The sequence below is a fragment of the Leifsonia sp. 1010 genome (genome assembly GCF_031455295.1).
Classification (GTDB): domain Bacteria; phylum Actinomycetota; class Actinomycetes; order Actinomycetales; family Microbacteriaceae; genus Leifsonia.
On record NZ_JAVDSL010000001.1, the window covers coordinates 1293591 to 1316535 of the forward strand.

The window sequence follows — 22945 nt, forward strand, 5'->3', positions numbered from 1 at the left end:
CGACCTAGTCGGCGCGGGTGACCGGCTGCCGCAGGATCGTCCGCAGCTTCTCCGGCGCCGTCCTCCGGGCGTCGCTCAGGTAGATCTCGTGGTGGCGCCCGGTCATCGTGAGTCCCGCATCCGGGATGAACACGTCGTGCAGCTCGGCCAGCACCGGCGCCTCGTCGTCGTAGGAGCCGACGTGGAGGGTCTGCACACTCAGCCCTTCGTCGAGGGTCTCGACGCGCAGCTCGTCCAGGCGCGGGGCGCCGCCCTTGCTCCGCAGGGTCGCCGTCGCCTCCTCGACGTGCGCGTCGGTGATCCAGTCGGGGACGAGGGTGAGCGCGGTCCAGTGCCACTGGGACTTGTCGCGGGCACTCGTGAAGGACGCCATGTCGTCCGCCCACCACAGCGCCTCCAGCGGCATGACGGTGTAGTCGCGGTCGAGGCTGCGCTTGCTGAGGAACTTCAGCGCGTAGGCGAGCGGGAAGATCGTCTGGATCGCATCCCGGTACTCGTCCGAGGTGTTCGGGTCGCCGTGGCCGTCCACCATCAGGTAGCGCAGCGGCGGAACGGTGACGACCTCGAAGCGCCCGCGCCGGGGAGCGTAGAGCCCCAGCTCCTTCTTCAGGTCGGTCTTCACGGTCACTCGCCCGATGGATGCGCCCCGACGACGTCGAGGAGCCATGCCAGCGCGAACGCCCGCTCGCGCCAGGCGGCGTATCGCCCGGAGACGCCGCCGTGGCCGGCGGCCATCTCGATCTTGAGCAGCGGGTCCGCATCCACCTCGCGCAGTTTCGCCACCCACTTCGCGGGCTCGACGTAGAGCACGCGGGTGTCGTTGAGGCTCGTGATGGCGAGGATGCGCGGGTAGTGCGTCGCGTGCACGTTCTCGAGCGGCGAGTACGACTTCATGTAGTCGTAGACCTCCGGATCGTGCAGGGGGTCGCCCCACTCGTCCCACTCGATCACGGTGAGCGGCAGGGACGGGTCGAGGATGCTGGTGAGCGGATCGACGAAGGGCACCTCGGCGAGGATCCCGGCGAAGTCGCGGGGCGCCAGGTTCGCCACGGCGCCCATAAGCAGGCCGCCGGCGCTGCCGCCCTGTGCGGCCATGCGCGACGGATCCGTCCATCCGCGGTCGACGAGGTGGCGGGCGGCCGCCACGAAGTCGGTGAAGGTGTTCTTCTTGTGGAGCTTCTTGCCGTCCTCGTACCAGAGCCGGCCGAGTTCGCCGCCGCCGCGGACATGGGCGATGGCGAACACGACGCCGCGGTCGAGCAGGCTGAGGCGCGGGATGCTGAACGACGGGTCCATGCTCGCCTCGTACGAGCCGTAGCCGTAGAGCACGAGCGGGGCCGGCTCGCCGGGCGTGACCAGGTCGCGGCGGTACACGAGCGAGATCGGGACGCGTGCGCCGTCCGGTGCCGTCGCCCACTCCCGGCGCTGCTCGAACAGCGAGGCGTCGAACGCCCCGAGCACCGGCTGCTGCTTGCGCAGGGCGAGCTCGCGGGTGCGGACGTCGTAGTCGTACACCGTGGAGGGCGTCACGAAGCTGCCGTAGCCGAGGCGCAGGAACGGCTGCGTCCACTCGGGGTTGCCGCCGACCCCGACGGTGAAGAGCTCCTCGTCGAAGTGCAGCTCGTGCGGGGTGTCGTCCGCCGGTTCGTCGCTGTTCGGATCGGGCACGCAGGCCACGGCGACCCGCGTCATCCCCTCGCGGCGGTACTCGACGCTGACGAAGTCGCGGAACGCATCCACGCCCTCGATGCGCACGGCCGGATCGTGGGCGAGGAGCACCCGGCGGGGCCCCTGCGGGTCGTCCGCCGAGACGCTGACGAGCTCGAAGTTGACGGCGCCGTCGTTGTGGACGATGAGGAGGCGGTCGTGGCCGCCGACGATGGCGTGCTCGACGTCGTACTCGACGCCCTCCTTCCGCGGCCAGACCACGCGGAACTCGCCGGTGGGGTCGTCGGAGCGGAGCAGCCACGCCTCGCTGGTGATGTTCGAGCCGGCCTCGATGACCAGGAAGCGCCGGCTGCGGGTCAGCCCGACGCCGATCCAGTAGCGCTCGTCCGGTTCGTGGAACACCTGCGTGTCAGGGACCGCAGGAGCGTCGCCCACCCGGTGGCGCCAGACGGTGTCGGGGCGCCAGGACTCATCCACCGTCGTGTAGAAGATGTAGGCGCCGGTCTGGTCGAACAGGGCGCCGCCCGCGGTCCCCTCGATCTCATCGGGGAAGGTCACGCCGTCGTCGACGAGCGAGCGGACGCGGAGCGTGTAGCGCTCGTCGCCCTCGGTATCGACGGCCCAGAGCAGGCGCGTGCCGTCGGCGCTCACGTCGAAGCTGCCGAGCGCGTAGAAATCGTGCCCTTCCGCCTCGGCGTTGTCGTCGAGCAGGACCTGCTCGCCTGGAAGGCCGCTGCGCTGGGCCGACTCATCGAGCGTCGGGGGAACCCAGTCGTCGGCGGAGGCGATGGGGGCCCGGCAGTGGATGCCGTACTGCTTGCCCTCGACCGTGCGGGTGTAGTACCACCAGTCGCCCTCGCGGACCGGCACGCTCAGGTCGGTCTCGCGGGTGCGCGCCTTGATCTCGTCGAAGATCTGCTCGCGGAGCAGCGCGAGGTGCTCGGTGCGGGCGTTGGTGTACGCGTTCTCCTCGTGGAGGTGCGCGATGACCGCCTGATCGTCCTTCTCGCGCAGCCACTCGTAATCGTCGACGTAGACGTCGCCGTGGTGGATGCGTTCGACGGGCTTCTTGGCGGTGACCGGCGGGGTGAGCATGTGCCCAGGCTATCGGGCGGTGCCCACCCCGCACGCCGTCGCGGCCGTCGTCGCGGCCATCGTCAGGGGCGCAGCAGCACCTTGCCGACGCGTCCGGCCTCGCCGCTCGCGGCGACGGCTCCGGCGATGTCGTCCAGCCCGTGGACGCCTGCGACCGGGAGGGTCAGCGTGCCGTCCTGGAGGCGGGCGAACAGCTCCTGGAAGAGCCGCCCGCGCTGGTCGGCCGGCATCTCGCGGCTGACGACGCTGCCCCAGAAGCCCTTGACCGTGGCCTGCTTGAAGATGATGTCGCCGGAGGCGAGCTCGAGCGTCGGCGATGCCATCGCGCCGAACACGACGAGGGTGCCGTTCTCGGCGAGCGTGGAGAGCACATCCCCTGCCGACGAGCCGCCGACGGAGTCGACGCCCGCGGTGATCGGTGCGCCCCCGGTGATGTCGGCGAGTCGGTCGCGCCAGCCCGCGTCGTCGGTCGCGACGACGCGCTCGATGCCCTGGGCGCGCAGCTCCTCCACACCGGCGGACCGGCGGACGAGACCGACGACGTTGAGCCCGCGTGCGGCGCCGAGCTGGGCGACCATCCGGCCGACAGCGCCGTTCGCGGCGTTCTGGATGAGCCAGTCGCCCTCGCTCAGGCCGAGCGACTCGAGCAGGCTGATCGCGCTGAACGGCATCGACACCAGCTGGGCGGCGGACTCGTCGGGGAGCCCATCGGGCACGGGGATGAGGCCGGCGGCCCGGGTGACGAAGTACTCGGCCCACACGCCGAACGTCCCGCCGGTGACGACCCGCTGGCCGACCGTGAGCTGCTCGACGCCCTCGCCGACCGCATCCACGACGCCGAGCGCCTCGGTGCCGGCCTGCGCGGGAAGCTCGGGCTTGAAGCCGTAGGTGCCGCGCACGGTCCACAGGTCGTGGTTATGGATGGGCGAGAGCAGCATGCGCACGCGGACCTCGCCGGCGCCCGGCTGGGGGAGGGGACGCTCTTCGACCGCGAGCACTTCGGCGGGGTCGCCGAACTCGTGGTGGACCAGGGCGTGCATCGTGGTGGCGTCTGTCATGGCTCAGTCCTCCGAAACCGTGATGGTGACGTCGATGTTGCCGCGGGTGGCGTTGGAGTACGGGCAAACCTGGTGCGCCGCGTCTGCGAGCGCCTGGGCCTGCTCGGCCTCGATCCCGGGCAGGACGACCTCGAGCAGCACGGCGAGCTGGTAGCCGCCGTTGCCGTTCGGGCCGATCTCCACGCGGCCTCCGACCGACGAGCCGTCGAGCTTCACCTTCTGGCTGCGGGCGACCGCCTGCAGCGCCGAGTGGAAGCAGGCCGCGTATCCGGCGGCGAACAGCTGCTCGGGGTTGGTGCCGGCTCCCGATCCGCCCATCTCCTTCGGGACGGCGAGGTCGAGGGCGAACGAGCCGTCGCTGGTGGCGACACGGCCGTCGCGGCCGGCGCCGGTCGACAGGGCTTCTGCGGTGTAGAGGACGTTCATCAGTTCCTTTCGGAGGGTGTTCTGTTGTGCGCGGGGGCCTGCGGCTGCGCTGCAGCGTGCATGGTCTCCGTGAGCCGGTGGAGGGTGTCGATGAGGGCGCCCGCCGCCTGCTGGTCGGGCAGGCCGGTGCCTGCCGCGATCCGGGCGGGGATGTGGGCGAGCTCCGAGCGCAGCTCCTGGCCGCGTTCGCCGAGCGTCACCGTCACGACGCGCTCGTCGCCCGCGCGGCGTTCGCGCCGGACGAGACCGGACTGCTCCATCCGCCGCAGCAGCGGGGACAGTGTCCCCGAGTCGAGTTGCAGGTGTTCGCCCAGCGACCCGACGGTCTGCTCGCCCTCGACCCAGAGGGTGATGAGGACGAGGTACTGCGGGTAGGTGAGCCCCCACGGCTCGAGGAGCGTACGGTACGCCTGCGTGGTGGCACGCGTGGCGGCGTAGAGCGAGAAGCACACCATCTCATCGGTCACCGGCATGACCTTATAGTTGCACACAATCAAGTTGTGCACAATCTAAGTGGCAGGCGATGGGACGCGACACGCCGTTATGCGGAGCGGATAACGGCGTGTCGCGACCTACGGACGTCAGGGGGCGGGGGATGCGCGCAGCGCGGCCGCGAGGGCGACGAGGGCCGCGCGGACGCGGGCGAGCTCCGGAGGGGATGCGAGGGTCGCGCGGGCGCGCTTGACTGCGGTGAGCGCGCGGTCGGCATCCTCCGGTCCGCGTCGGGAGAGATGCTCGTCGAGGGCGTCCGGGAGGTCGGCAGCGGCGTCGATGCAGTCGATCGGCAGCACGGGCCGCGACGTGTTCGTGCGGCCTGGGTGTCGGAGCAGCCGCCGCGCGCGATGCGCCGGCGCCAGTTGCTCGACGCGCGCCGCTGACGCCTGCACGGCGGCGACCGCGCGGGTCCGCTCCTCCTCGTCGTCCGACGGCGCAGCGATCGCCGCCCCAACCGTCGTCAGCAGCTCCGAGAGCCGGCGCCGCAGGACGTCGATGCTGCGCACGGGCAGCACGAACCAGCTGGCGGCGATGCCGAGCGCGGCGCCGAGGATGATCGCCAGCATCCGCTCGGCCAGCATCCCGGTCTCGCCGGTGAGCGATGCCGTTCCAGTCAGCTGCTGAAGAAGCGTCAGGACGAGCGTCACGGTGAGTGCCCAGAAGGCATAGCTGTACGCGCGCAGCCAGGTACCGGCGAAGAGCGCGACGAAGATGATGACGATGCCGCCGAAGCCGGAGGCGTGCGGGGCGGCAGCGGTCAACGCGACGGCAGCGATCGTTCCGGCGAGGGCCCCCACCACGCGGAGGGCGCTCTTGTGCACGACGTCCCCGCGCCCCCGGTTGCCCGAGCACACCAGGAAAGCGGTCAGCACCACCCACATCGCATGCTCGGGAAAGAGCAGCCAGCCGAAGAGAAAGGCGGCGGTGAGCGCGACGGCGAGCTGGATCGCCATCCGGGTGCTCGCGGGCAGACGCGCGCGGCCCGATCCGACCGCAGCGCCGCGGACTGCCGACGGAGAAGGGTCGGCCGGTGCGGCCTCCTGCCGCCGCCCCGGCAGCAGGCGCAGGATCTCGCGGGCGACGGCCACCCACACGGTTGCGATCACCCCGGCGAGCAGGACGAGCAGCGTCGTGACCCATCCGGGCTGGCCGGAGACGGGCGACACCGGCGCGATCAGCATCGCGGTGAACGGCAGGGCGACGAGGGCTCCCAGCCGGGAGAGGCGGGGACCGAACCGCCGGAGCCAGATCGGCACGCTCATCCCGGCGACGAAGAGCGCCGCGCCCACGGGAGGAGCGACGACGAGCAGCCATCCGACGCCTCCCGCCACGAGTCCGATGAACGGCAGCACGACGGCCGAGCGTGCGAACTCAGCCCGGGATGCGAAGGTCCGCCGACCGAGGCTGAGCGCCACGACCGTCGCCAGCACCGCGGCACTCGTCACGCCCGCGGTCGCGCCGCCCGCCAGCAGGGACCCGAGCCACCACACTGTCGCGCACGCGGCGGCGGCAGCGGCGGTGGCGACGAGCGCGGTCGTCCCGTCCGCCAGCATGGCGCCGATCTGCCGCGTGCCCACCGGCACATCCTCTCACCGCGTGGGAGGAGAAGTGGGTGGCGCGGCGAAGGTCGGCCCGGCTCAGCGCGGAACGCTCAGCGCGCGGCGTCGAACGCCAGCAGGGCGGCCCCGGCACGACCGGCGTCGCCGCCGAGGGCGCTCTGGACGACCGGCGGCCGTTCCCGCCAGGCCAGCCCCGCCGACATGCGCTCGCCGAGCGGCCCGAAGAGCGCGTCGCCGGCGTGCGAGACCCCGCCGCCGAGCACGATCAGTCCGGGATCGAGCAGCAGGGTCAGGATGTTGAGGCCCTGCGCGAGCACATCGAGCGCCTCCGACCAGATGCGGTCGGCGAGCGGGTCTACCCCGAGCCGCTCGACGATACGGCGGGTGCTGAGCGCCTCCCCGCCCGCCGCCCGGTACCGCCGGGCCACGCCCGCGCCGGACATGTACACCTCGAGGCAGCCGCGCTGGCCACAGGTGCACGGTTCGCCGTTCGGGATGACGGGGATGTGGCCGAACTCGCCGGCGGCGCCGGTCGCGCCGGTCACGGCGCCGCCGGACGAGACGAGAGCGGCGGCGACCCCCGTGCCGATCGGCACGAGCGCGAAGTCGCCGAAGCCTCGCGCCGCTCCGCTGTTGCGCTCCGCCAGCCCGGCGGCGCGCACATCATGACCGACCGCCACCGGCAGGTGCAGCTCGGAGCGGAGGATGTCGAGGAGGGGGACGTCGCGCCAGCCGAGGTTGGAGGCGTAGTGCACCAGACCGCGCTGCTCGTCGAGCATCCCCGGAGTGGCGACGCCCGCGCCGACGACGTCGTGACCGTCGTCGGCCGCGGTTCGGCGCAGCTCGCCGAGCAGGCCGACGAGCGCGGTGAGGATGCCGTCCGTCGGGGTCGCGAGCGTCGTCTCCGTCACGGTCGCGCCGTCCTCGCGGACGACCGCGCCCTTCATCGCAGTACCGCCGAGGTCGACGGCCAGGACGACCGGGAGGCCGCTCATGCGGACTGCTCGCTCGCCGTGTCGCGGACGGCGGCGACCACGGCGCGGACCACCTCGGCCGAGGTGACATCGCGCGCTCCCGAGTCGTACGCCGTCGGGGCGCCCGCGCCAGGAGTGGCGACAGCGCGCGGCGCCCGCAGATGGACCTCCGCGACGCCGGTCCGCCGCACGACCTCCGCGACGTTGGCGGGACGGACGCCGCCGCCCGCAAGGATCGTCACCCGGTCACCCGAGAGCTCCACCAGTCGCGCGAGCTCGTCTGCGCCCTCCAGCGCCGTCGCGGCGCCGGCCGAGGTCAGCACGCGTGTCACGCCGAGATCGGCGAGCTGCTGCAGCGCCTCCGCCCGGTCCACGACCTGGTCGAACGCCTTGTGGAAGGTCACCGGCGCATCGCCGCACGCGGCCACCAGGCGGCGGGTCGCATCCACGTTCACCCGTCCGTCGGCGCGCAGCGCTCCGACGACGAAGCCCAGGACGACGCCCGAGGGGTTGGGGAGCGCACGGATCGAGTGGATGTCGTCCACCATCGCCTGCAGCTCATCGTCGTCATACACGAAGTCGCCCGGCCGCTGGCGGATGAGCACGTGGATGCCGATCCGCGTCGCCGCGCGCAGCGCTCCTGCGACCGTGCCGATGGACGGCGTGATGCCGCCCTCGCCCAGCGCCGCGCACAGCTCGATCCGGTCGGCGCCGGCCTCCTCGGCCACCCGGACGCCGGCGAGGTCGTCGAGGCAGATCTCGACGACGGTCACGCGAGGCGCTCCAGCGCGGCCGTCAGGTCCGCGCCGAGCTCGATCGCACCGACCGGGACGCCGCCGCCCAACACGGGGAGGTCGGTGAGCGCGCGCGCGTCCGCGATCGGGGTCCCGAGCACCTCGAGCACGCGGAGCGCGATGAGAGTCGTAGCCCGTGGGCTGCCGTCCACGATCTTCATGGCGACGGCCGTGCCGTCCGCTGCCGCGACTCCGATCACGCCCTCGGCGCCGCCCTTGGCGAGCGCTCCGGGGACCGTCTCCATGAGCGTCGTGTTCTGGTGGCCCGTGCCGCCGACGTAATAGGGGTGCTCGCGCATCGCGTCGGCGACGGCGCGCTCGGGCGTGCCCGGCTCCGCCTGCACCAGCCGGCCGAAGGCGCGCGCGATCCCGCGGACGCTCGTGCCGAAGAGCGGTGCGCCGCAGCCGTCGATCGCATCGTGCCCGACCGGCACGCCGGTCAGCTCCGCCATGGTGGCACGAATGTGCTGCTGCAGCGGATGCTGCGGGTCGAGGTAGCCGTCGGTCGGCCACTCGTTGGTCGCCGCGGCGAGGAGCATCGCGGCGTGCTTGCCGGAGCAGTTCATCCGCACGCGCGAGCGTCCCTCGCCGTCGCGCAGCATCCGCTCGAACGTCGCCTCGTCCTCGGGCCGGTCGACCGGGCAGCCGAGCGCAGCGTCGTCGACGCCCGCGCGGGTCAGCAGCTCGCGCACCAGCCGGACGTGCTCGTCCTCGCCCATGTGGCTGCCCGCAGCGATGGCGAGCTCCGGACCGGCCAGCGGCGCGCCAGCGGTCAGGCAGCCGAGAGCCTGCAGCGGCTTCACGGTGCTGCGCGGCAGCACCACGGCATCCGGGTCGCCGAGCTCGATCAGCGGGCGGCCCGCGGGGTCGAGTGCCACGAGGCTCCCGAAGTGCCGGCTCTCGATGAGGCCGGAGCGCCGCACGACGGCCAGCTCGGCCAGCTCGGTCGAGGAGTCGGCGGCGCGGACGGACACGGTGGGGGCGTCAGACATGGTCGGCTTTCGTGGAATCGGTGCCGTCGTCGACGTGCTCGACGGCGACGACGGCGGGAAGCGTCGGGAGGACGGGCTGCGGCGAGGTGCGCCGACGCGAGCCGCGCTGCAGCCGCGACGCGAAGGCCGAGAGGCTGCCGTTGACGATGAGGTAGATCACCGTCACCGCGACGTAGGTGGGGATGAGCAGGTGCAGGTACGAGGCGAGCACCTGCCCGCGGTACAGCAGCTCGGTGAAGGCGACGATGTAGCCGAGCGAGGTGTCCTTGAGGAGGCTGACGAACTGGGTCACGAGCGACGGTGTGACGTTGCGCACCGCCTGGGGGAGCACCACGTACGTCATCGCCTGGACCGGACGCATCCCGAGGCTGAGGGCCGCCTCGCGCTGTCCGCGCGGGAGGCTGAGGATGCCGGCGCGGATGATCTCGGCGAACACCGCGGCGTTCGCGATGGTGAGCGGCACGACCAGCTTCCAGAGCGTCGGCAGGTTGATGCCGATCTGGGGGAGGCCGAACAGCATCAGGTAGATGACCAGAAGTACCGGGACGGTGCGGGCGATCTCGATGTAGAGCCCGCAGATGAAGCGGATCCACCGCACCTGGCTGACCCGGCCGAGAGCGAGCACGGTTCCGAACGCAGCGCCGAGCACCGCGACGATCGCAGCCGCCTCCAATGTGCCCAGGAGTCCGACCAGCAGGTACTGCCAGATCGCCCACTCCGTGAACGGCGCCCAGCGCTCGACCGCGAGCTGGCCGTGGGCCGCGAACTGCCAGAGACCCAGACCGACGATCATGGCGAAGACGACGACGCTGACGATCGACCCGATGAGGATGTTGCGACGGCCGCGCGGGCCGGGAACGTCGTAGATGAAGGAGGCGCCGTACTGGCGCTTCGGGCGGCGAGGGCGCGCAGGAGCCGGCCGGTCCGGGATGAGCTGTGCGGTCATCGGGCGATCGCCACCTTCCGCTCGACCCAGCCGGCGGCAAGGCCGATGGCGAGGGCGATGGCCATGTAGATGAGTCCCGCGCTGGAGAAGATCAGGATGGGCTGCGCGGCGACGAGGTTGACCTTGTTGACCTCGGCGGTGAGCTCGACGACGCCGACGGCCGCCGCCAGCGCGGTGTTCATGGCGAGCGCGATCATGACGTTGCCGATGGGCTGCACGACCGCCCGAAGCGCCTGCGGGACGACGACGTAGCGCAGCGACTGCCACAGCGTGAGTCCGAGCGCACGGGAGGCCTCGACCTGGCCGACAGGGACGGTGTTCACACCCGATCGCACCGCCTCGGCGACGTACGCCGCCTCGTAGACCGTGAGCACGATGATCGCGGTCGGGGTCAGCGGAAGGAGGATGCCTGCGTCCGGCAGGGCGAACACCGCGAGCAGCAGCAGGGCCAGCAGCGGGACGTTGATGAAGAACTGGACGTACAGGAACGCAGCCGCGCGGAGCACCGGGATGGGGCTGACGCGGGCGATCGTGACCAGCACGCCGAGCACGATGGAGCCGACGCCGGCCACCACGGCCATCAGCAGCGTGGTGCCGAGTGCCTGGGCCAGCGGCCCGAGGTTGTCGATCAGGGGATTCATCGTTCTCTCGTCGAGTGGTCGGGAAGGAGCGTCAGCGGAGGGGCCGGATGCGCGCGGGCCTGTGTGGGTGCCTCTCGCGCGCATCCGGCCGGTCTGGTGCGGTCGGATCAGGAGCCGGGGACGGACCCGATCTCCGGCGGCGTCGGGATCTCCGAGTCGGTCACGGTGCCGAGCGTGGTCTTCCACGCCTTGCCCCACTGGCCGTCCTTCTGGATGGTCTTCAGCCACTCGTTGACGAACTTCTTGAAGTCGTCGTCCCCGTGCTTCAGGCCGATGCCGTACGGCTCCTTGGTGAAGGGCTGCCCGACGACCTTGATCTGCTTCTCGCTGGCGGCGTCGCTCGCGAGCAGCGTGTAGTCCTGCACGTAGGCGTCGCCGCGGCCCTGAATGAGCGCCTGGACGGCTGCCGGGTCGGTGCCGAACGCGGTGACGGTCGCCTTCGGGGCGATCTTCGGCACCTCGGTGACGGCCGGCGTGTTGGCGCCGACGATCACGTTCTTGCCGTCGAGGTCCTTCTCGCTCTTGATGTCCTTGTTGTCGCTCTTGACCGCGACGGCGAGGCCGGACTCGAAGTACGGACCGGCGAAGGCGACCTGCTTGGCCCGCTCCTCGGTGATCGTGTACGTGTTGAAGACGACGTCGACGGTGTCGTTCTGCAGCATCGCCTCGCGGGTCTCGGAGGCGGGCGGCACGATCTCGACGTTCGGCTTGCCGATGATGTAGATCGCGAGCAGCTTGGCCAGCTCGGCGTCGAAGCCGTTGACCTTCTGCGGGTCGGTCGGGTCCTGCTGCGACAGCAGCGGGGCGTCGAGGGCCTCGGCGACGATGAGCTTGCCGCGCTTCTTGATCTTCTCCATGGTCGAGCCGGAGAGGATCAGGTCGGCCTTCGCGACGGGCGCGCCGGCGAGGACGGAGTCCCCCGACGCGGTCGAGCTCGCGTCGTTGCCGGGCAGTGCCGTGTTGCCGGAGCAGGCGGTGACGGCGAGCGTCACGGCCGCGAGCAGGACGCCGGCGACGGCGCTCTTCCTGCGGATGCTGCGGGTCATGGGATGCATCCCTTTCTGATTGGACTTCGGTGTGATGTGGAACGGTGGTGCGCGGCCTCGTGCGGTGCGGGTGCTAGTGCGAGAGCACGGAGGCCAGGAACGACTTCGCCCGCTCGGTGGCGGGGGAGTCGAAGAACTGTGCGGGAGGGGCCTGCTCGACGATCTGCCCGCGGTCCATGAAGACGACGCGGTCGGCGGCGCGGCGGGCGAAGCCCATCTCGTGGGTGACGACGATCATCGTCATGCCCTCCTTCGCGAGGGAGGTCATCACATCGAGCACCTCGCCGACCATCTCGGGGTCGAGGGCGCTGGTCGGCTCGTCGAAGAGCATGACCTTCGGCTGCATGGCGAGAGCGCGGGCGATGGCCGCGCGCTGCTGCTGGCCGCCCGAGAGCTGCGCCGGGTGGCTGTCGGCCTTGTCGGCGATGCCGACCCGGTCGAGCAGCTCCATCGCCTGGACGCGTGCGGCATCCTTGCTCAGCTTGCGCACCTTGAGGGGAGCGAGGGTGACGTTCTCGAGGATCGTCCGGTGGGCGAACAGGTTGAACGACTGGAACACCATCCCGACCTCCGCCCGGAGCTTGGCGAGCGGTGCGCCCTCTTCCGGCAGCAGCTCGCCGTCGACGCGGATCTCGCCCGAGTCGATGGTCTCCAGGCGGTTGATGGACCGGCACAGCGTGGACTTGCCGGATCCGGACGGCCCGATCACCACGACGACCTCGCGCTCGGCGACGTCGAGGTCGATGTTCTGCAGCACGTGGAGGTCGCCGAAGTGCTTGTCGACCGCGCGCAGGCTCACCATCGGCCGTGCGTCCGTTGCTGTCATCCGGGTCCTCGCATCGTCGTCGGGAAGGTTTCGATGAGCGTACTAAGTATCGACGCTTGGCCGCAATATCGAAATTAGTTAATCCGATATCGAACGAAGTCGGTACAGTATCCTCGACGCAGGACGGCGGGCAGCAGGCCCATCGCCGCAGAGGGGATGCCGCGATGACGAGCACGATGGAGGGGACGTCCGTCCTTGCCGGGCCGGGCAGTCCTGGCGGCATCCTGGAGCTCGTCCGCTCCGGCCGGTCCCGTTCGCGGGCGGATCTCGCCCGCAGCACCGGCCTCTCGCCCTCGACGGTTTCGCAGCGCGTCGACGCCCTCATCGCCGCCGGTTACCTCCGCGAGGCGGGTGCGGGCGTCTCACACGGCGGCCGCCGCCCGCGCGCCCTCGAAGTGGATGCGTCCACCGGCGTCGTCTGCGCCGCCGACCTCGGCTCGCATCACGCCACCTTCGGGCTCATCGACCTGAGCGGGCGCGTGCTGGCCTCCCGGACCGAGCCGATGGACATCTCCACCGGCCCCACCGCCATTCTCAGCTGGATCGCCGAGGTCGGCGCCGAACTGACGGAGGCGCACGCGCAGCCGGGCCAGACGCTCCGCGGATTCGGGATCGGACTCCCCGGCCCTGTCGACTCCACCACCGGCCGTATGGTGTCGCCTTCGCGCATGCCCGGCTGGAACGGTGTGGATGTGGCCGCCGAGCTCTCCGCGATCACCGGGCTCCCCGCCGCGGCCGATAACGACGCCAACCTGATGGCGCTCGGCGAGTACGACACCCTGGGCGGCAATGTCGGCGAGCTCGTCTTCGTGAAGGCGGGATCGAGCATCGGCTGCGGCATCGTCGCCTTCGGCGGCGTCTACCACGGCCACCACGGCATGGCGGGCGACATCAGCCACGTCACCGTCCCCGGCGCCCCCGCGGTGCTCTGCTCGTGCGGCCGGATCGGCTGCCTGGATGCGGTGGCCGGCGGCGCCGCGATCGTCCAGGCGCTGCGGTCCTCCGGCGTCGAGATCTCCGACACCCGCGAGGTGCTCGCACTGGCCCGGGACGCGCATCCACGCGCCACGCAGGAGCTCCGGGAGGCGGGCCTCCGCACGGGTGGAGTGCTCGCGACGATCATGAACTTCTTCAACCCGCAGCGGCTGGTGCTCGGCGGCATCCTGGGCGAGGCCGAGGCGTTCGTCGCCGGCGTGCGCTCGGCCATCTACTCGGACTGCCTGCCGATGATCACCGACCAGCTCGACATCGCGGTGAGCGTCGCCAAAGAGCAGGCGGGCATCCGCGGGGCCGGGCGGCTCATCCTCGACTCGGTGTTCGACCCGGCGCGCGTCGACCTCGTCGTCCGATGACCCAGGCCGTCGCCATCGTCGGCGCCGGCCGGATGGGCCGGGCGCACGCGGCGGCATGGGCGGCCAACGACGTCCCGGTGCTGTACGCGGTGTCGCCGCGACGCCGTCCGGATCTCCCGGAGGCGCCCGACGCCCGCTGGGCCACCCGGCTGGCGGAGGCGCTCGACGACCCCGCCGTCACCATCGTCTCCATCTGCACCCCGACCCCGTCGCATGCCGACCTGGCCATCCAGGCGCTCGAGGCGGGTCGTCACGTACTGCTCGAGAAGCCCATCGCGCTGACCGTGGAGGACGCCGAGCGTGTGCAGGCCGCGGCGGCCCGGGCGCGTGGGACGCTGATGGTCGCGCACGTCGTCCGGTTCTTCCCCGGCTACGCGGCACTCGCGGAACGCGTCGCGGCCGGGGCCGTCGGCCGTCCACGCGTGGTGCGCGCGTCGCGGATCTCGGCGGCGCCGGTCGGCTATGACTGGCTGGAGGACGAATCGCGGTCCGGCGGGATGCTCGTCGACTTCGCGATCCACGACATCGACCAGGCGTCCTCCTACCTCGGTCGCGCTGTCGCCGTGACCAGCATCCCGTCGGCGGGTGCGGGCTTCGGCGTCCCGGTCATGACGACGATCGAGTACGAGGGCGGCGGCGTCGCCCAGGTGCTCAGCGTGTCCGACCTCCCCGAGGGCCAGGCCTTCCGCACGACGTTCGAGGTCGTCGGCGACACGGGGGTGGATGCGGCGGAGCCGGAGGCCGGCGACGCGTTCGCCGGGCAGGCGCGCTACTTCCTCGACTGCGTGACCGCGGGCGTGCCGACCACCCGAGCGCCCGTCTCCTCCGCGGTCGAGGCACTGCGTGTGGCCGTCGCGGCGCGGGAGTCCGCGCGCACCGGGCGACGAATCCTGCTGCCCCGGTAGGGTGGGCGCGTGAGCGACAAGTGGTGGCAGTCGGCGGTCGTCTATCAGGTCTATCCGCGCAGCTTCGCGGACAGCGACGGAGACGGGATCGGTGACCTGCGCGGGGTGATCGAGCACCTCGACTACCTGAACGAACTCGGCGTCGACGTGGTCTGGCTCTCGCCGATCTACGCGTCCCCGCACGACGACAACGGCTACGACATCAGCGACTACCGCGCGATCGACCCGCTGTTCGGCACGTTCGACGACTTCGACGAACTCCTCGAAGGGATGCACGCCCGCGGCATGAAGCTGGTCATGGACCTCGTCGTCAACCACACGTCCGACGAGCATCCGTGGTTCATCGAGTCGGCGTCCTCCACCGACAACCCCAAGCGCGACTGGTACTGGTGGCGTCCGGCGCGCGAGGGCACGCAGCCGGGCGAACAGGGCGCGGAGCCGACCAACTGGGGCTCCTTCTTCTCCGGACCGGCCTGGCAGCTCGACCCGCAGACCGGCGAGTACTACCTCCACCTGTTCTCGCGCAAGCAGCCGGACCTCAACTGGGAGAACCCGGAGGTGCGCGACGCGGTCTACGAGATGATGAACTGGTGGCTCGACCGCGGGGTCGACGGCTTCCGGATGGACGTCATCAACTTCATCTCCAAGGTCACCTCGCTGCCCGACGGGGTCGTCCCGGAGGGCGCCCTCTACGGCGACGCGTACCCGTACTTCGCGCAGGGCCCGCGCATCCACGAGTTCCTGCACGAGATGCACGAGCGCGTGTTCGCCGGGCGCGAGGACCGCTACCTGACCGTCGGCGAGATGCCGGGCGTCGACATCGAGCAGGCACGCAGGTTCACGGACCCCCGCAACGGCGAGCTCGACATGGTGTTCCAGTTCGAGCACGTCGACCTCGACCACGGACCGGGCGGCAAGTGGGACCACCGCCCGCTCAGCGTCCTCGACCTCAAGCGCAACCTCTCCACGTGGCAGGAGGGGCTCGCCGACCTCGGCTGGAACAGCCTGTACTGGAACAACCACGACCAGCCGCGCGTCGTCAGCCGCTTCGGCGACGACGGCGAGCACCGCATCCCGTCGGCGAAAGCGCTCGGCACCGTGCTGCACCTCATGCGCGGCACGCCGTACGTCTACCAGGGCGAGGAGCTCGGGATGACGAACGTCCCGTTCTCCTCGATCGACGACTTCCGCGACATCGAGTCGCTGAATCACTACGCGGAAGCCGTCGACATCCTGGGCGCTCCCGCGGAGGACGTGCTGGCGGCGCTGCGGCGGACCAGCCGCGACAATGCCCGCACGCCGATGCAGTGGACGTCCGGTCCGCACGCCGGCTTCACCACCGGGACGCCGTGGATCACGGTCAACCCGAACGCGGCCGAGATCAACGCCGAAGCCGAGGTGGCCGATCCGAACTCGGTGTTCGCCCACTACCGGGCGCTCATCGACCTGCGCCATCGGTCGGAGGTCGTCGCGACCGGGGACTACGCGCTCGTGCTTCCGGAGCATCCCCAGGTCTTCGCGTACACCCGCAGTCTCGGCGAGCGGTCGTTGCTGGTGCTGGCGAACCTCAGCAGCGAGCCGGCGACGTTCGATGCTGCGCAGCTTCCCGCCTGGGCGGTCGGTGGTGGCGATGCGCGTGCGGCCGAACTGGTGCTCTCCAACCTGGGCTCCGCGACCGAGGCGACGAGCGGATCGCTGCGCCCCTGGGAGGCCGTGGTCTACTCCCGGGCCTGACGCTCAGGTGAGGTCGTCCTTGCGCCGGCGGCGTGCCGGGTGTGGGATGGGCGACACGACCCGGGAGGCGACGATGGGCAACTATGTGGCGCGTGCGGAGATCGACGTGGCCGCACCGCGGCGTGCGGTGTGGGATGTGCTGACCACGAACGGCGCGCGGCCGGAGATCCTGTTCGGCGCCGAGGTGGTGTCCGACTGGCGCCTGGGGTCGGAGATCGTCTGGCGCGGCGAATGGCAGGGCAAGGCGTTCGAGGACCACGGGCGGGTGATCGAACTGGAGGATCGCGAGGAGCCGTGGCGCGTGGTGCTGACGCATTTCAGCCCGTTGAGCGGCCTGCCCGACGAGCCGGAGAACTACCACACGCTTCGGTTCGAGCTGGATGAGATCCCCGGCGGAACGCGGGTGACGCTCGACCAGGACAACAACCCGACGCGGGAGGCCGCCGAGCACTCCCGGGCGAACTGGGCGCAGATGCTGGAGGGCGTGAAGACGGTGGCCGAGCGCGACGCGCGGTAGGCGTCCGGTCGCCGGTTGGTCGGCGCGGGCGTCCGATCAGGCGTCGAAGGCTTCGCGGAGGAACGCGACGAGGAACACGTCGAACGCCTGCACGGTGCCGTTCCGGTCGCCGGTCATCAGGAAGCCGAAGTGGAGTCCGGCCGCGGAGTCGACGAGCCAGGTGGCGAGGATGCCCGCCCGCCGGGTCTCGACGCCCTGCTTCTTGAGCCACGCTTTGACCGTGTCGCGCCACTGCATGAAGGACGTCGTCACGCGCTTGCCGATGTCGGGGTCGATCGGCTCCAGCGCTCCCGCCTCGAACTGCAGCCGCAGTCCGGTGCGGTTGCTCTCGCGCAGGGAGTGGCGGAACGCCTCCTTGTACCAGTCGTGGAACTGGTCGCGGTCGAACGCCGTCACGTCGACACCGGCGAGCGACTCGGTCTGCTGACGGACGCCCTCTTCGAGGATGGCGTCGATCATCTCCTGGCGGGAGCCGAAGTGGTACACGAACGAGTAGGTGCTCACCCCGAGGGCGCTGGCCAGGCTGCGGAAGGTCATGCGGGAGAGCGGCTCCGTCGCCACGTGCTCCATGATGCGGCCGAGCAGTTCCGGTTTGCGGTTCGGATCTGGTGTGCGTCCCACGCGATAACACTAGTCCGGATATCGGGCCGGATGGCTAGACAGCAGTGGGCTTTCTCGCTGTCGATCGGCCGGCCGGAACTGCCCCTCCGGGTCGCCGATCAGGGCTTGCCGGGCTTGCCTGGACCGCCGCCCTGACCGCCGCCGTTACCGGGGTTCCCACCGGCTCCCGGAGCGGGTGCTGTGGGCGCTCCCGGAGCGGTCGGCGGCTTGGGCGCGACCGGAGCCGTCGTGAACTTGCCGCTCGGCGACGGGAAAGCCCCACCACCGTAGGCCGCGTTCAGTGCGGTCAGGATGCGCTTGGCGATCGAGAACTTGACGTTGCCGCCTCCGACGCCCTGGAAGCCGACGCTCCGGAGCGCCACCCCGCCCTGGACGTTGCCGACCCAGGTGGCCTGGGCGACCTTGGTGGTGGAGGTGACGAGCCAGTTCTCGACGGAGTTGTCCGTCGTGCCGGTCTTGCCGAAGATCGGGATGCCGTCGCCGGGGTTGGCCGACGCCGCTGTTCCGCCACCGCGCAGCACGCCCTGCAGGGCGTAGATCGCGGCAGCGGCGACCTGCGGGTCGATCGGAGTCGGCGAGCACGTCGACTTGGGCACCGCGTGCTCAGCGCCGTCGGCGTCGACGATCTTGTCGATCGCGATCGGGCTGCAGGCGACGCCGTTGTTGGCGAGTCCCGCGTACGCGGTCGCCATGGTGATCGGGGCGATGTAGTTCGTCCCGAGCACGGCCGACGGGTTGGCCATGAACCGGTTGGCCGACTCGTCGGCGCCGTGGACCAGCAGATCCTGTGCGCGCTGCTTGATGCCGCAGAGGTCGAGCTGGGTCGCCATCTTCGCGAAGACCGTGTTGATGGACTGCGCGGTCGCGTTCATCACGGTCGTCGCCGTGACGCTCTCGCCCTCGTCGTTCGACACGTTCCAGGGGGCGCCGCCGATGTCATTGCACGGGTCGCTCGCGTGGAACTGCGTCTGCGGGAAGACGTGCTGGGTTCCGCTCACCGTCTGGTAGAGGGAATGCCCCTCCTGCAGCCACTCCAGCAGGTCGAACACCTTATAGGCCGAACCGGTCTGGAAGCCCTCGGAGCCTCCGTAGTCGTAGTCGGTGTTGTAGTTGACGGCCGTGGTCGCCGGAGCGGGATTGGCCGTGTTGTCGTACGGGCGGTTCTGCACCATGGTGACGACGCGCCCGGTGCCGACCTCGACCGAGACGTTCGACGATCCGACGTCGAGGCGCGGGTCGGCGGGCGGGATGTACGCGCTGATGGCCTCCTGCGCTTGGCTCTGCAGGTCGAGGTTGAGCGTCGTGTAGATCTTGAGGCCGCCGCGGGTGAGGAAGTTGGAACGGTCGTCCTCCGTCTTGCCGAAGATGGGGTTCAGTTCGATGGTGCGCTCGACGTAGTCGCAGAAGAACGCGGCGTTGTACTGCTGCGCCGTCATGCAGCCGTTCTGGGTCGGAGTGATCTTCGGCTCCACCTTGGTGGCGCGCGCAGCGTCGTGCTCCTCCTTGGTGATCTTCCCGTTGGCGAGCATCCGGTCGAGCACGTAGTTGCGCCGGTCGAGGGTCTCCTTGTACCCGTTGGCCGCGCCGTTCTCCTTGTCGTCCGGACGGTCGATGCGCAGGTTGTCGGGGTTGTTGAGGATGGCGATGAGGGTCGCCGCCTGCTGGATGTTCACATCCTTCGCCGCGACACCGAAGTAGTACTCGGCGGCGGACTGGACGCCGTACACACGGCCGCCGAAGAGCGCGATGTTCAGGTAGCTCTGAAGGATGTCGTTCTTCGAGTACTCCTTCTCGAGCCCGATCGCGTAGCGCATCTCCTTCAGCTTGCGCGACGGGTCCACCTTCGTGGCGTCGTCGTAGCAGGCCTCGTAGATGGTCAGCTGCTTCTTCTGGACCGCATCGCTCGCGGTCGGGTCGGGCTGCTTGTTCTCGCAGCGCTGCACGAGGATGTTCTTGACGTACTGCTGGGTGATCGAGGATCCACCCTGCACGGATTTGTGCAGCGCCGTCAGGACGGCCCCGCGCACGGTGCCCGTGACATCCACGCCTCCGTGCTCATAGAACCGCGGATCCTCCGTGGCGATCGCGGCGTCCTTGAGGTTCTGCGAGATGCCGTCCCAGCCGACCTCGACGCGGTTCTGGGAGTAGAAGCTGGCGATCGGGACCTGCTGGCCGTGGCTGAGCGCGTACATCGTCGACGCCTGCGCGAGCGGCTCGACCTTGATGTATTCCGGCAGCCCGTCGAAGACGCTGATGGTCGAATCGGCCGCGCTGCCGGTGAGCGCGACAGCCGGTGTCACAGCCGCCGCAGCCAGCACGCCGGCAAGCCCGCTCAGTGCCACGAAGCCGGCCAGGGCAGGCGCCCATCCCCATCTCATGCGTCTTCTCCCTCAGTGGAACTACCGTTCGTCCGTGGCGGCAATGATACGCGTCGCATCCGACGCGTCCGGGACGCGCACGCTCAGGTTGGTGGATGGAACGAAGACCGCCGAGCCTGTGGAGAACTTCCGTCAGGACGGGTCGCGCAGCTTGTCGCAGAGCACGGCGAGGGTCTCCAGCTCTTCCGGGGTCAACCGGCCGCCGACCCGATCTGTGATGGTCTTCATATGATCGACGGCGACACGGCGGAACATGTCGTATCCCGTGTCGGTCAGCCGGATCACCGTGCCGCGCGCATCGGACGGCTCAGGGCATTTCGCCACCAGTCCGCGTGCGACGAGCCGATCGACGAGACGGCTGACACTCGGCTGGGTGAGCAGCACGTGCTTGTTCAGATCGCGCAGACGCAGTTGACGGTTCGGCTGGCGCGACAGGTTGAACAGCACGTCGTACTCGTTGAACGAGATGTCGCGGGTGGGGAACTCGGCCGCCAGCGTCCGCATCACGGCCACCTGGGCCCGGAACAGAGACTCCCACGCGGAGACGGCGCTGATTCGGGTACGTTTCGTGGGCTCCGCCGCCGTCGCGCTCTCGGCCATGACCCGTCCTCCCTACGCGAGCTCAATGCATTCGCATCTTCCCATCATGCGCGCGCGACCGACATCCGTGCCACCACGGGGGAGCGGCGAGGGCGGAAGGAGAGGACGGGCGAGAAAAAGATTGAGGGCCGGCCGCAGAGGCTAGCGGCCGGCCCTCTCCCTTGCACCAAGAGTGTCCTGCAATCACATTCCGCGATGGCTGCCACAGCAAACAACCATTGCTCTTGAACTATATAACGAAGAGGTAACGGCATCTAGTTATCAAGTCGTTATTTTTTCTGCGAGTTCGCTATGCGTACGTGAGAACCGTCGACGGAACGACATCGCCGATCCCGCACGCCGCGGTTTTCCCTCGAACTCGACCGACCGGGCTCAGGCCGCCAACGGCATCCGCCCATGCAGGACGGCCGCGTGCAAGGACAGGCGTCCGGGACCGGTCAAGGCGAGTGCGACGGCCGCACAGGCCAGCAGCAGCGGGAACTCGAATCCGCCGTCACTGGCGAAGAACCCGGCGGAGAGGTGCGCGGTGAATACCGCGCCCAGCATTGCGACCGCGGCGAAGAGCCCGGCGATGCGTGTGCCGACTCCCGCCACGATGAGCGCGCCTCCGAGCAGCTCGATGGTCGCGACCGCCGGCGCCACGAGTTCCGCGGCGGGGACTCCCATCCCTGCGAAGGATTCCGTCACCCCGGGCAGGGTGTAGACGAACAGCTTCTGGATGCCGTGGGCGATGAGTATGCCTCCGACGGCGATGCGGAGCAGGAGCAGACCGAGGTCGCGAGTCGACGGTCGAGACGTTGCACGTGGGCTCATGGAGTCCTCCAGGTCGTGGTGACTTCCGGTGTGGGATGCACCGTGCGGTCTACCCTCGCAACGCTTTCTGGAGCGCCGGTGGACATGCTCCGGGAATCGGCGGACAGCGGCGTGTCAGGTGAACCGATCCGATCGCGATCTCGTGTCGCCGAGCGCACCGCACCCGCTCAGGCGTGCGACGCGCCCGGGAAGGCCGGGTTCCCTGGGCCGTGGTGGCGGCCGGTCGCCGGGTCGATCCAGTTGCCCGAGCCGGTGAGCCGGTGCCAGCGTTTGTGGAACGCGAGGTCGGTGCCCTCACCTTCGACGACGGCCGCACCGCACAGATCACAGATGCGGAGGATGACGATGTCGCCGTCCGCGGTCGTGACTGAGATCATCCCCTCTGGGAATGCAACGCTCATGGTGCTCCTCCTCCTGCCGCCATCGCGCCCCGCATCCATGTTCCGGAACTTCTGTCAGGGTACGTGATCGACCCCGTCTCACCTTCCAACCCGTTGAGTCCCGACACCCGACAGGCTCTCGAGATAACGGTTCACTTCGTCGAGTGCTATCCGTACGGCTCCGCGGTAGAACACGGTCCGAATTCCGCCGGCAGCGATGAGTTCATGCACCTGCAACTCTCCGACGCCGAGCCGGGAAGCGGCCACCTCGGGGAGGAGAAAAGTCGGGTCGTCCACACGAAGACCGTAACCGCGTGCGTCGAGGCGGGCAGCCGCGAGTACGGGTAACCGAACCCCGTGGGCTGCGGGGGTGGACAGCGTTACTCTGAATCGAATACTCTACTCAGAGTAATCACCGTTCGGAGGAGACGTCATGGCGAAGCGCGCGGTATCCAACCCGCTGGCGTTGGCCGTTCTGGCCTGCCTCTGGGAGCGGCCGATGTACCCGTACGAGATGACGACGACCATGAAGGAGCGCGGCAAGGAAGACAGCATCCGCCTGAACTTCGGGTCGCTCTACGCCGTCATCAAGTCGCTCGAGAAGCACGGCTTCATCGAGGTGGCGCAGACCGAGCGCGAGGGCAACCGGCCGGAACGCGTCGTCTACGCGATCACTCCCGCCGGGCGGCAGGAGGCCGAGGAGTGGCTGCGGGAGCTCGTCGAGATCCCGGTCAAGGAGTACCCGGCGATCGAGACCGGGCTCTCGCTGCTCCCCATGCTGCCGCCGGACGTCGCGGCCGAACTGCTCGAACGTCGCCGCGACCGGATCGACACCGACCTTGCCGAGCGCACCGTGCTGCTCGCAGAAGCGGGCAGCCTCCCCGAACTCTTCATGGTCGAGTTCCACTACCGGATGGCCGTGCTGCAGGCGGAGCGCGCGTTCGTGGCCGACCTGGCCGCACGCATCCGTGACCGCTCGATCGGCGGCTACGACTGGTGGGAGCAGCTGCATGAGCTGCTCGCCCAGGGGATCGGCATGGAGGAGCTGCGCGAGCGCATCGCCGCGGGCGCCTTCGGGAAGGAGGCGGCCGAGCTGTTCCTGTCGTAAGGCCTCGTGCCACAGAA

At 70.0% G+C, this 22945-nt stretch carries 24 protein-coding genes; 5 read left to right on the plus strand and 19 right to left on the minus strand.

Annotated elements, in window-relative coordinates; all coding sequences use genetic code 11:
- Window positions 1–4: 4 nt before the first annotated feature.
- From J2Y42_RS06330 to J2Y42_RS06390, 13 genes are all read right to left on the minus strand, one after another.
- Complete coding sequence (locus tag J2Y42_RS06330) at window positions 5–628, minus strand: GyrI-like domain-containing protein (protein WP_309855971.1); 624 nt, start codon at window positions 626–628, stop codon at window positions 5–7.
- Complete coding sequence (locus tag J2Y42_RS06335) at window positions 625–2763, minus strand: S9 family peptidase (RefSeq protein WP_309855972.1); 2139 nt, start codon at window positions 2761–2763, stop codon at window positions 625–627. Before J2Y42_RS06335 ends, J2Y42_RS06330 begins: the two co-directional genes overlap by 4 nt.
- A 62-nt stretch (window positions 2764–2825) precedes the next feature.
- Window positions 2826–3803 carry a zinc-binding dehydrogenase gene (locus tag J2Y42_RS06340; protein ID WP_309858052.1) on the minus strand — a complete coding sequence of 326 codons (978 nt, stop codon included), beginning with the start codon at window positions 3801–3803 and terminating at the stop codon, window positions 2826–2828.
- A 21-nt stretch (window positions 3804–3824) separates the two neighbouring features.
- The gene (locus J2Y42_RS06345; protein WP_309855974.1) at window positions 3825–4247 is read right to left on the minus strand and encodes an organic hydroperoxide resistance protein; all 423 of its coding nucleotides are present in this window, start codon (window positions 4245–4247) and stop codon (window positions 3825–3827) included.
- Window positions 4247–4720, minus strand: a complete 474-nt coding sequence (locus J2Y42_RS06350; RefSeq protein WP_309855976.1) for a MarR family transcriptional regulator — start codon at window positions 4718–4720, stop codon at window positions 4247–4249. The genes J2Y42_RS06345 and J2Y42_RS06350 overlap by 1 nt, the downstream gene beginning before the upstream one ends.
- Window positions 4721–4828: 108 nt before the next feature.
- Window positions 4829–6319 carry an FUSC family protein gene (locus tag J2Y42_RS06355; protein WP_309855977.1) on the minus strand — a complete coding sequence of 497 codons (1491 nt, stop codon included), beginning with the start codon at window positions 6317–6319 and terminating at the stop codon, window positions 4829–4831.
- Between the two features lie 74 nt (window positions 6320–6393).
- A complete protein-coding gene (locus J2Y42_RS06360) occupies window positions 6394–7296 on the minus strand; it encodes an ROK family protein (RefSeq protein ID WP_309855979.1) in 903 nt (300 codons plus the stop codon).
- Window positions 7293–8048, minus strand: a complete 756-nt coding sequence (locus J2Y42_RS06365; protein ID WP_309855981.1) for a copper homeostasis protein CutC — start codon at window positions 8046–8048, stop codon at window positions 7293–7295. The genes J2Y42_RS06360 and J2Y42_RS06365 overlap by 4 nt, the downstream gene beginning before the upstream one ends.
- Window positions 8045–9061 (minus strand): asparaginase, encoded by a 1017-nt coding sequence (locus J2Y42_RS06370; RefSeq protein ID WP_309855982.1) that lies wholly within the window; start codon window positions 9059–9061, stop codon window positions 8045–8047. The genes J2Y42_RS06365 and J2Y42_RS06370 overlap by 4 nt, the downstream gene beginning before the upstream one ends.
- Window positions 9054–10007: an amino acid ABC transporter permease gene (locus J2Y42_RS06375; protein WP_309855983.1), complete on the minus strand. Its 954-nt coding sequence runs from the start codon at window positions 10005–10007 to the stop codon at window positions 9054–9056. Before J2Y42_RS06375 ends, J2Y42_RS06370 begins: the two co-directional genes overlap by 8 nt.
- A complete protein-coding gene (locus tag J2Y42_RS06380) occupies window positions 10004–10648 on the minus strand; it encodes an amino acid ABC transporter permease (protein ID WP_018189376.1) in 645 nt (214 codons plus the stop codon). The genes J2Y42_RS06375 and J2Y42_RS06380 overlap by 4 nt, the downstream gene beginning before the upstream one ends.
- 107 nt (window positions 10649–10755) lie before the next feature.
- Window positions 10756–11694, minus strand: coding sequence for a glutamate ABC transporter substrate-binding protein (locus tag J2Y42_RS06385; RefSeq protein WP_309855985.1), 939 nt, complete (start codon window positions 11692–11694; stop codon window positions 10756–10758).
- A gap of 73 nt (window positions 11695–11767) precedes the next feature.
- The gene (locus tag J2Y42_RS06390; RefSeq protein ID WP_309855986.1) at window positions 11768–12520 is read right to left on the minus strand and encodes an amino acid ABC transporter ATP-binding protein; all 753 of its coding nucleotides are present in this window, start codon (window positions 12518–12520) and stop codon (window positions 11768–11770) included.
- A 164-nt stretch (window positions 12521–12684) separates the two neighbouring features.
- On the opposite strand from J2Y42_RS06390, the gene J2Y42_RS06395 reads away from it, so the two are divergent.
- From J2Y42_RS06395 to J2Y42_RS06410, 4 genes are read left to right on the plus strand one after another with little or no spacing between them, the layout of a single operon-like run.
- A complete protein-coding gene (locus J2Y42_RS06395) occupies window positions 12685–13872 on the plus strand; it encodes an ROK family transcriptional regulator (protein ID WP_309855988.1) in 1188 nt (395 codons plus the stop codon).
- A complete protein-coding gene (locus J2Y42_RS06400; protein ID WP_309855989.1) occupies window positions 13869–14777 on the plus strand; it encodes a Gfo/Idh/MocA family oxidoreductase in 909 nt (302 codons plus the stop codon). Before J2Y42_RS06395 ends, J2Y42_RS06400 begins: the two co-directional genes overlap by 4 nt.
- Before the next feature lie 9 nt (window positions 14778–14786).
- Window positions 14787–16511, plus strand: coding sequence for an alpha-glucosidase (locus J2Y42_RS06405; protein WP_309855991.1), 1725 nt, complete (start codon window positions 14787–14789; stop codon window positions 16509–16511).
- Between the two features lie 46 nt (window positions 16512–16557).
- Entirely contained in the window at window positions 16558–17028 is a 471-nt protein-coding gene (locus tag J2Y42_RS06410; RefSeq protein ID WP_309855992.1) for an SRPBCC family protein, read from the plus strand.
- Window positions 17029–17064: 36 nt separating this feature from the next.
- On the opposite strand, the gene J2Y42_RS06415 is transcribed toward J2Y42_RS06410, so the two are convergent.
- From J2Y42_RS06415 to J2Y42_RS06440, 6 genes are all read right to left on the minus strand, one after another.
- On the minus strand, window positions 17065–17649 hold the full coding sequence (locus J2Y42_RS06415; protein WP_309855993.1) for a TetR/AcrR family transcriptional regulator: 585 nt from the start codon (window positions 17647–17649) through the stop codon (window positions 17065–17067).
- 98 nt (window positions 17650–17747) lie between these two features.
- On the minus strand, window positions 17748–20027 hold the full coding sequence (locus J2Y42_RS06420; RefSeq protein WP_309855995.1) for a transglycosylase domain-containing protein: 2280 nt from the start codon (window positions 20025–20027) through the stop codon (window positions 17748–17750).
- A 132-nt stretch (window positions 20028–20159) separates the two neighbouring features.
- Window positions 20160–20627: a MarR family transcriptional regulator gene (locus J2Y42_RS06425; RefSeq protein ID WP_309855997.1), complete on the minus strand. Its 468-nt coding sequence runs from the start codon at window positions 20625–20627 to the stop codon at window positions 20160–20162.
- 372 nt (window positions 20628–20999) lie between these two features.
- Window positions 21000–21440, minus strand: a complete 441-nt coding sequence (locus J2Y42_RS06430) for a DoxX family protein (protein ID WP_309855998.1) — start codon at window positions 21438–21440, stop codon at window positions 21000–21002.
- A 167-nt stretch (window positions 21441–21607) separates the two neighbouring features.
- Window positions 21608–21841 (minus strand): histidine ammonia-lyase, encoded by a 234-nt coding sequence (locus tag J2Y42_RS06435; protein WP_309856000.1) that lies wholly within the window; start codon window positions 21839–21841, stop codon window positions 21608–21610.
- A 78-nt stretch (window positions 21842–21919) separates the two neighbouring features.
- Window positions 21920–22117, minus strand: coding sequence for an excisionase family DNA-binding protein (locus tag J2Y42_RS06440; protein WP_309856001.1), 198 nt, complete (start codon window positions 22115–22117; stop codon window positions 21920–21922).
- Window positions 22118–22253: 136 nt separating this feature from the next.
- Between J2Y42_RS06440 and J2Y42_RS06445 the strand changes: the two genes are divergently transcribed.
- On the plus strand, window positions 22254–22928 hold the full coding sequence (locus J2Y42_RS06445; RefSeq protein WP_309856003.1) for a PadR family transcriptional regulator: 675 nt from the start codon (window positions 22254–22256) through the stop codon (window positions 22926–22928).
- Window positions 22929–22945: the final 17 nt, after the last annotated feature.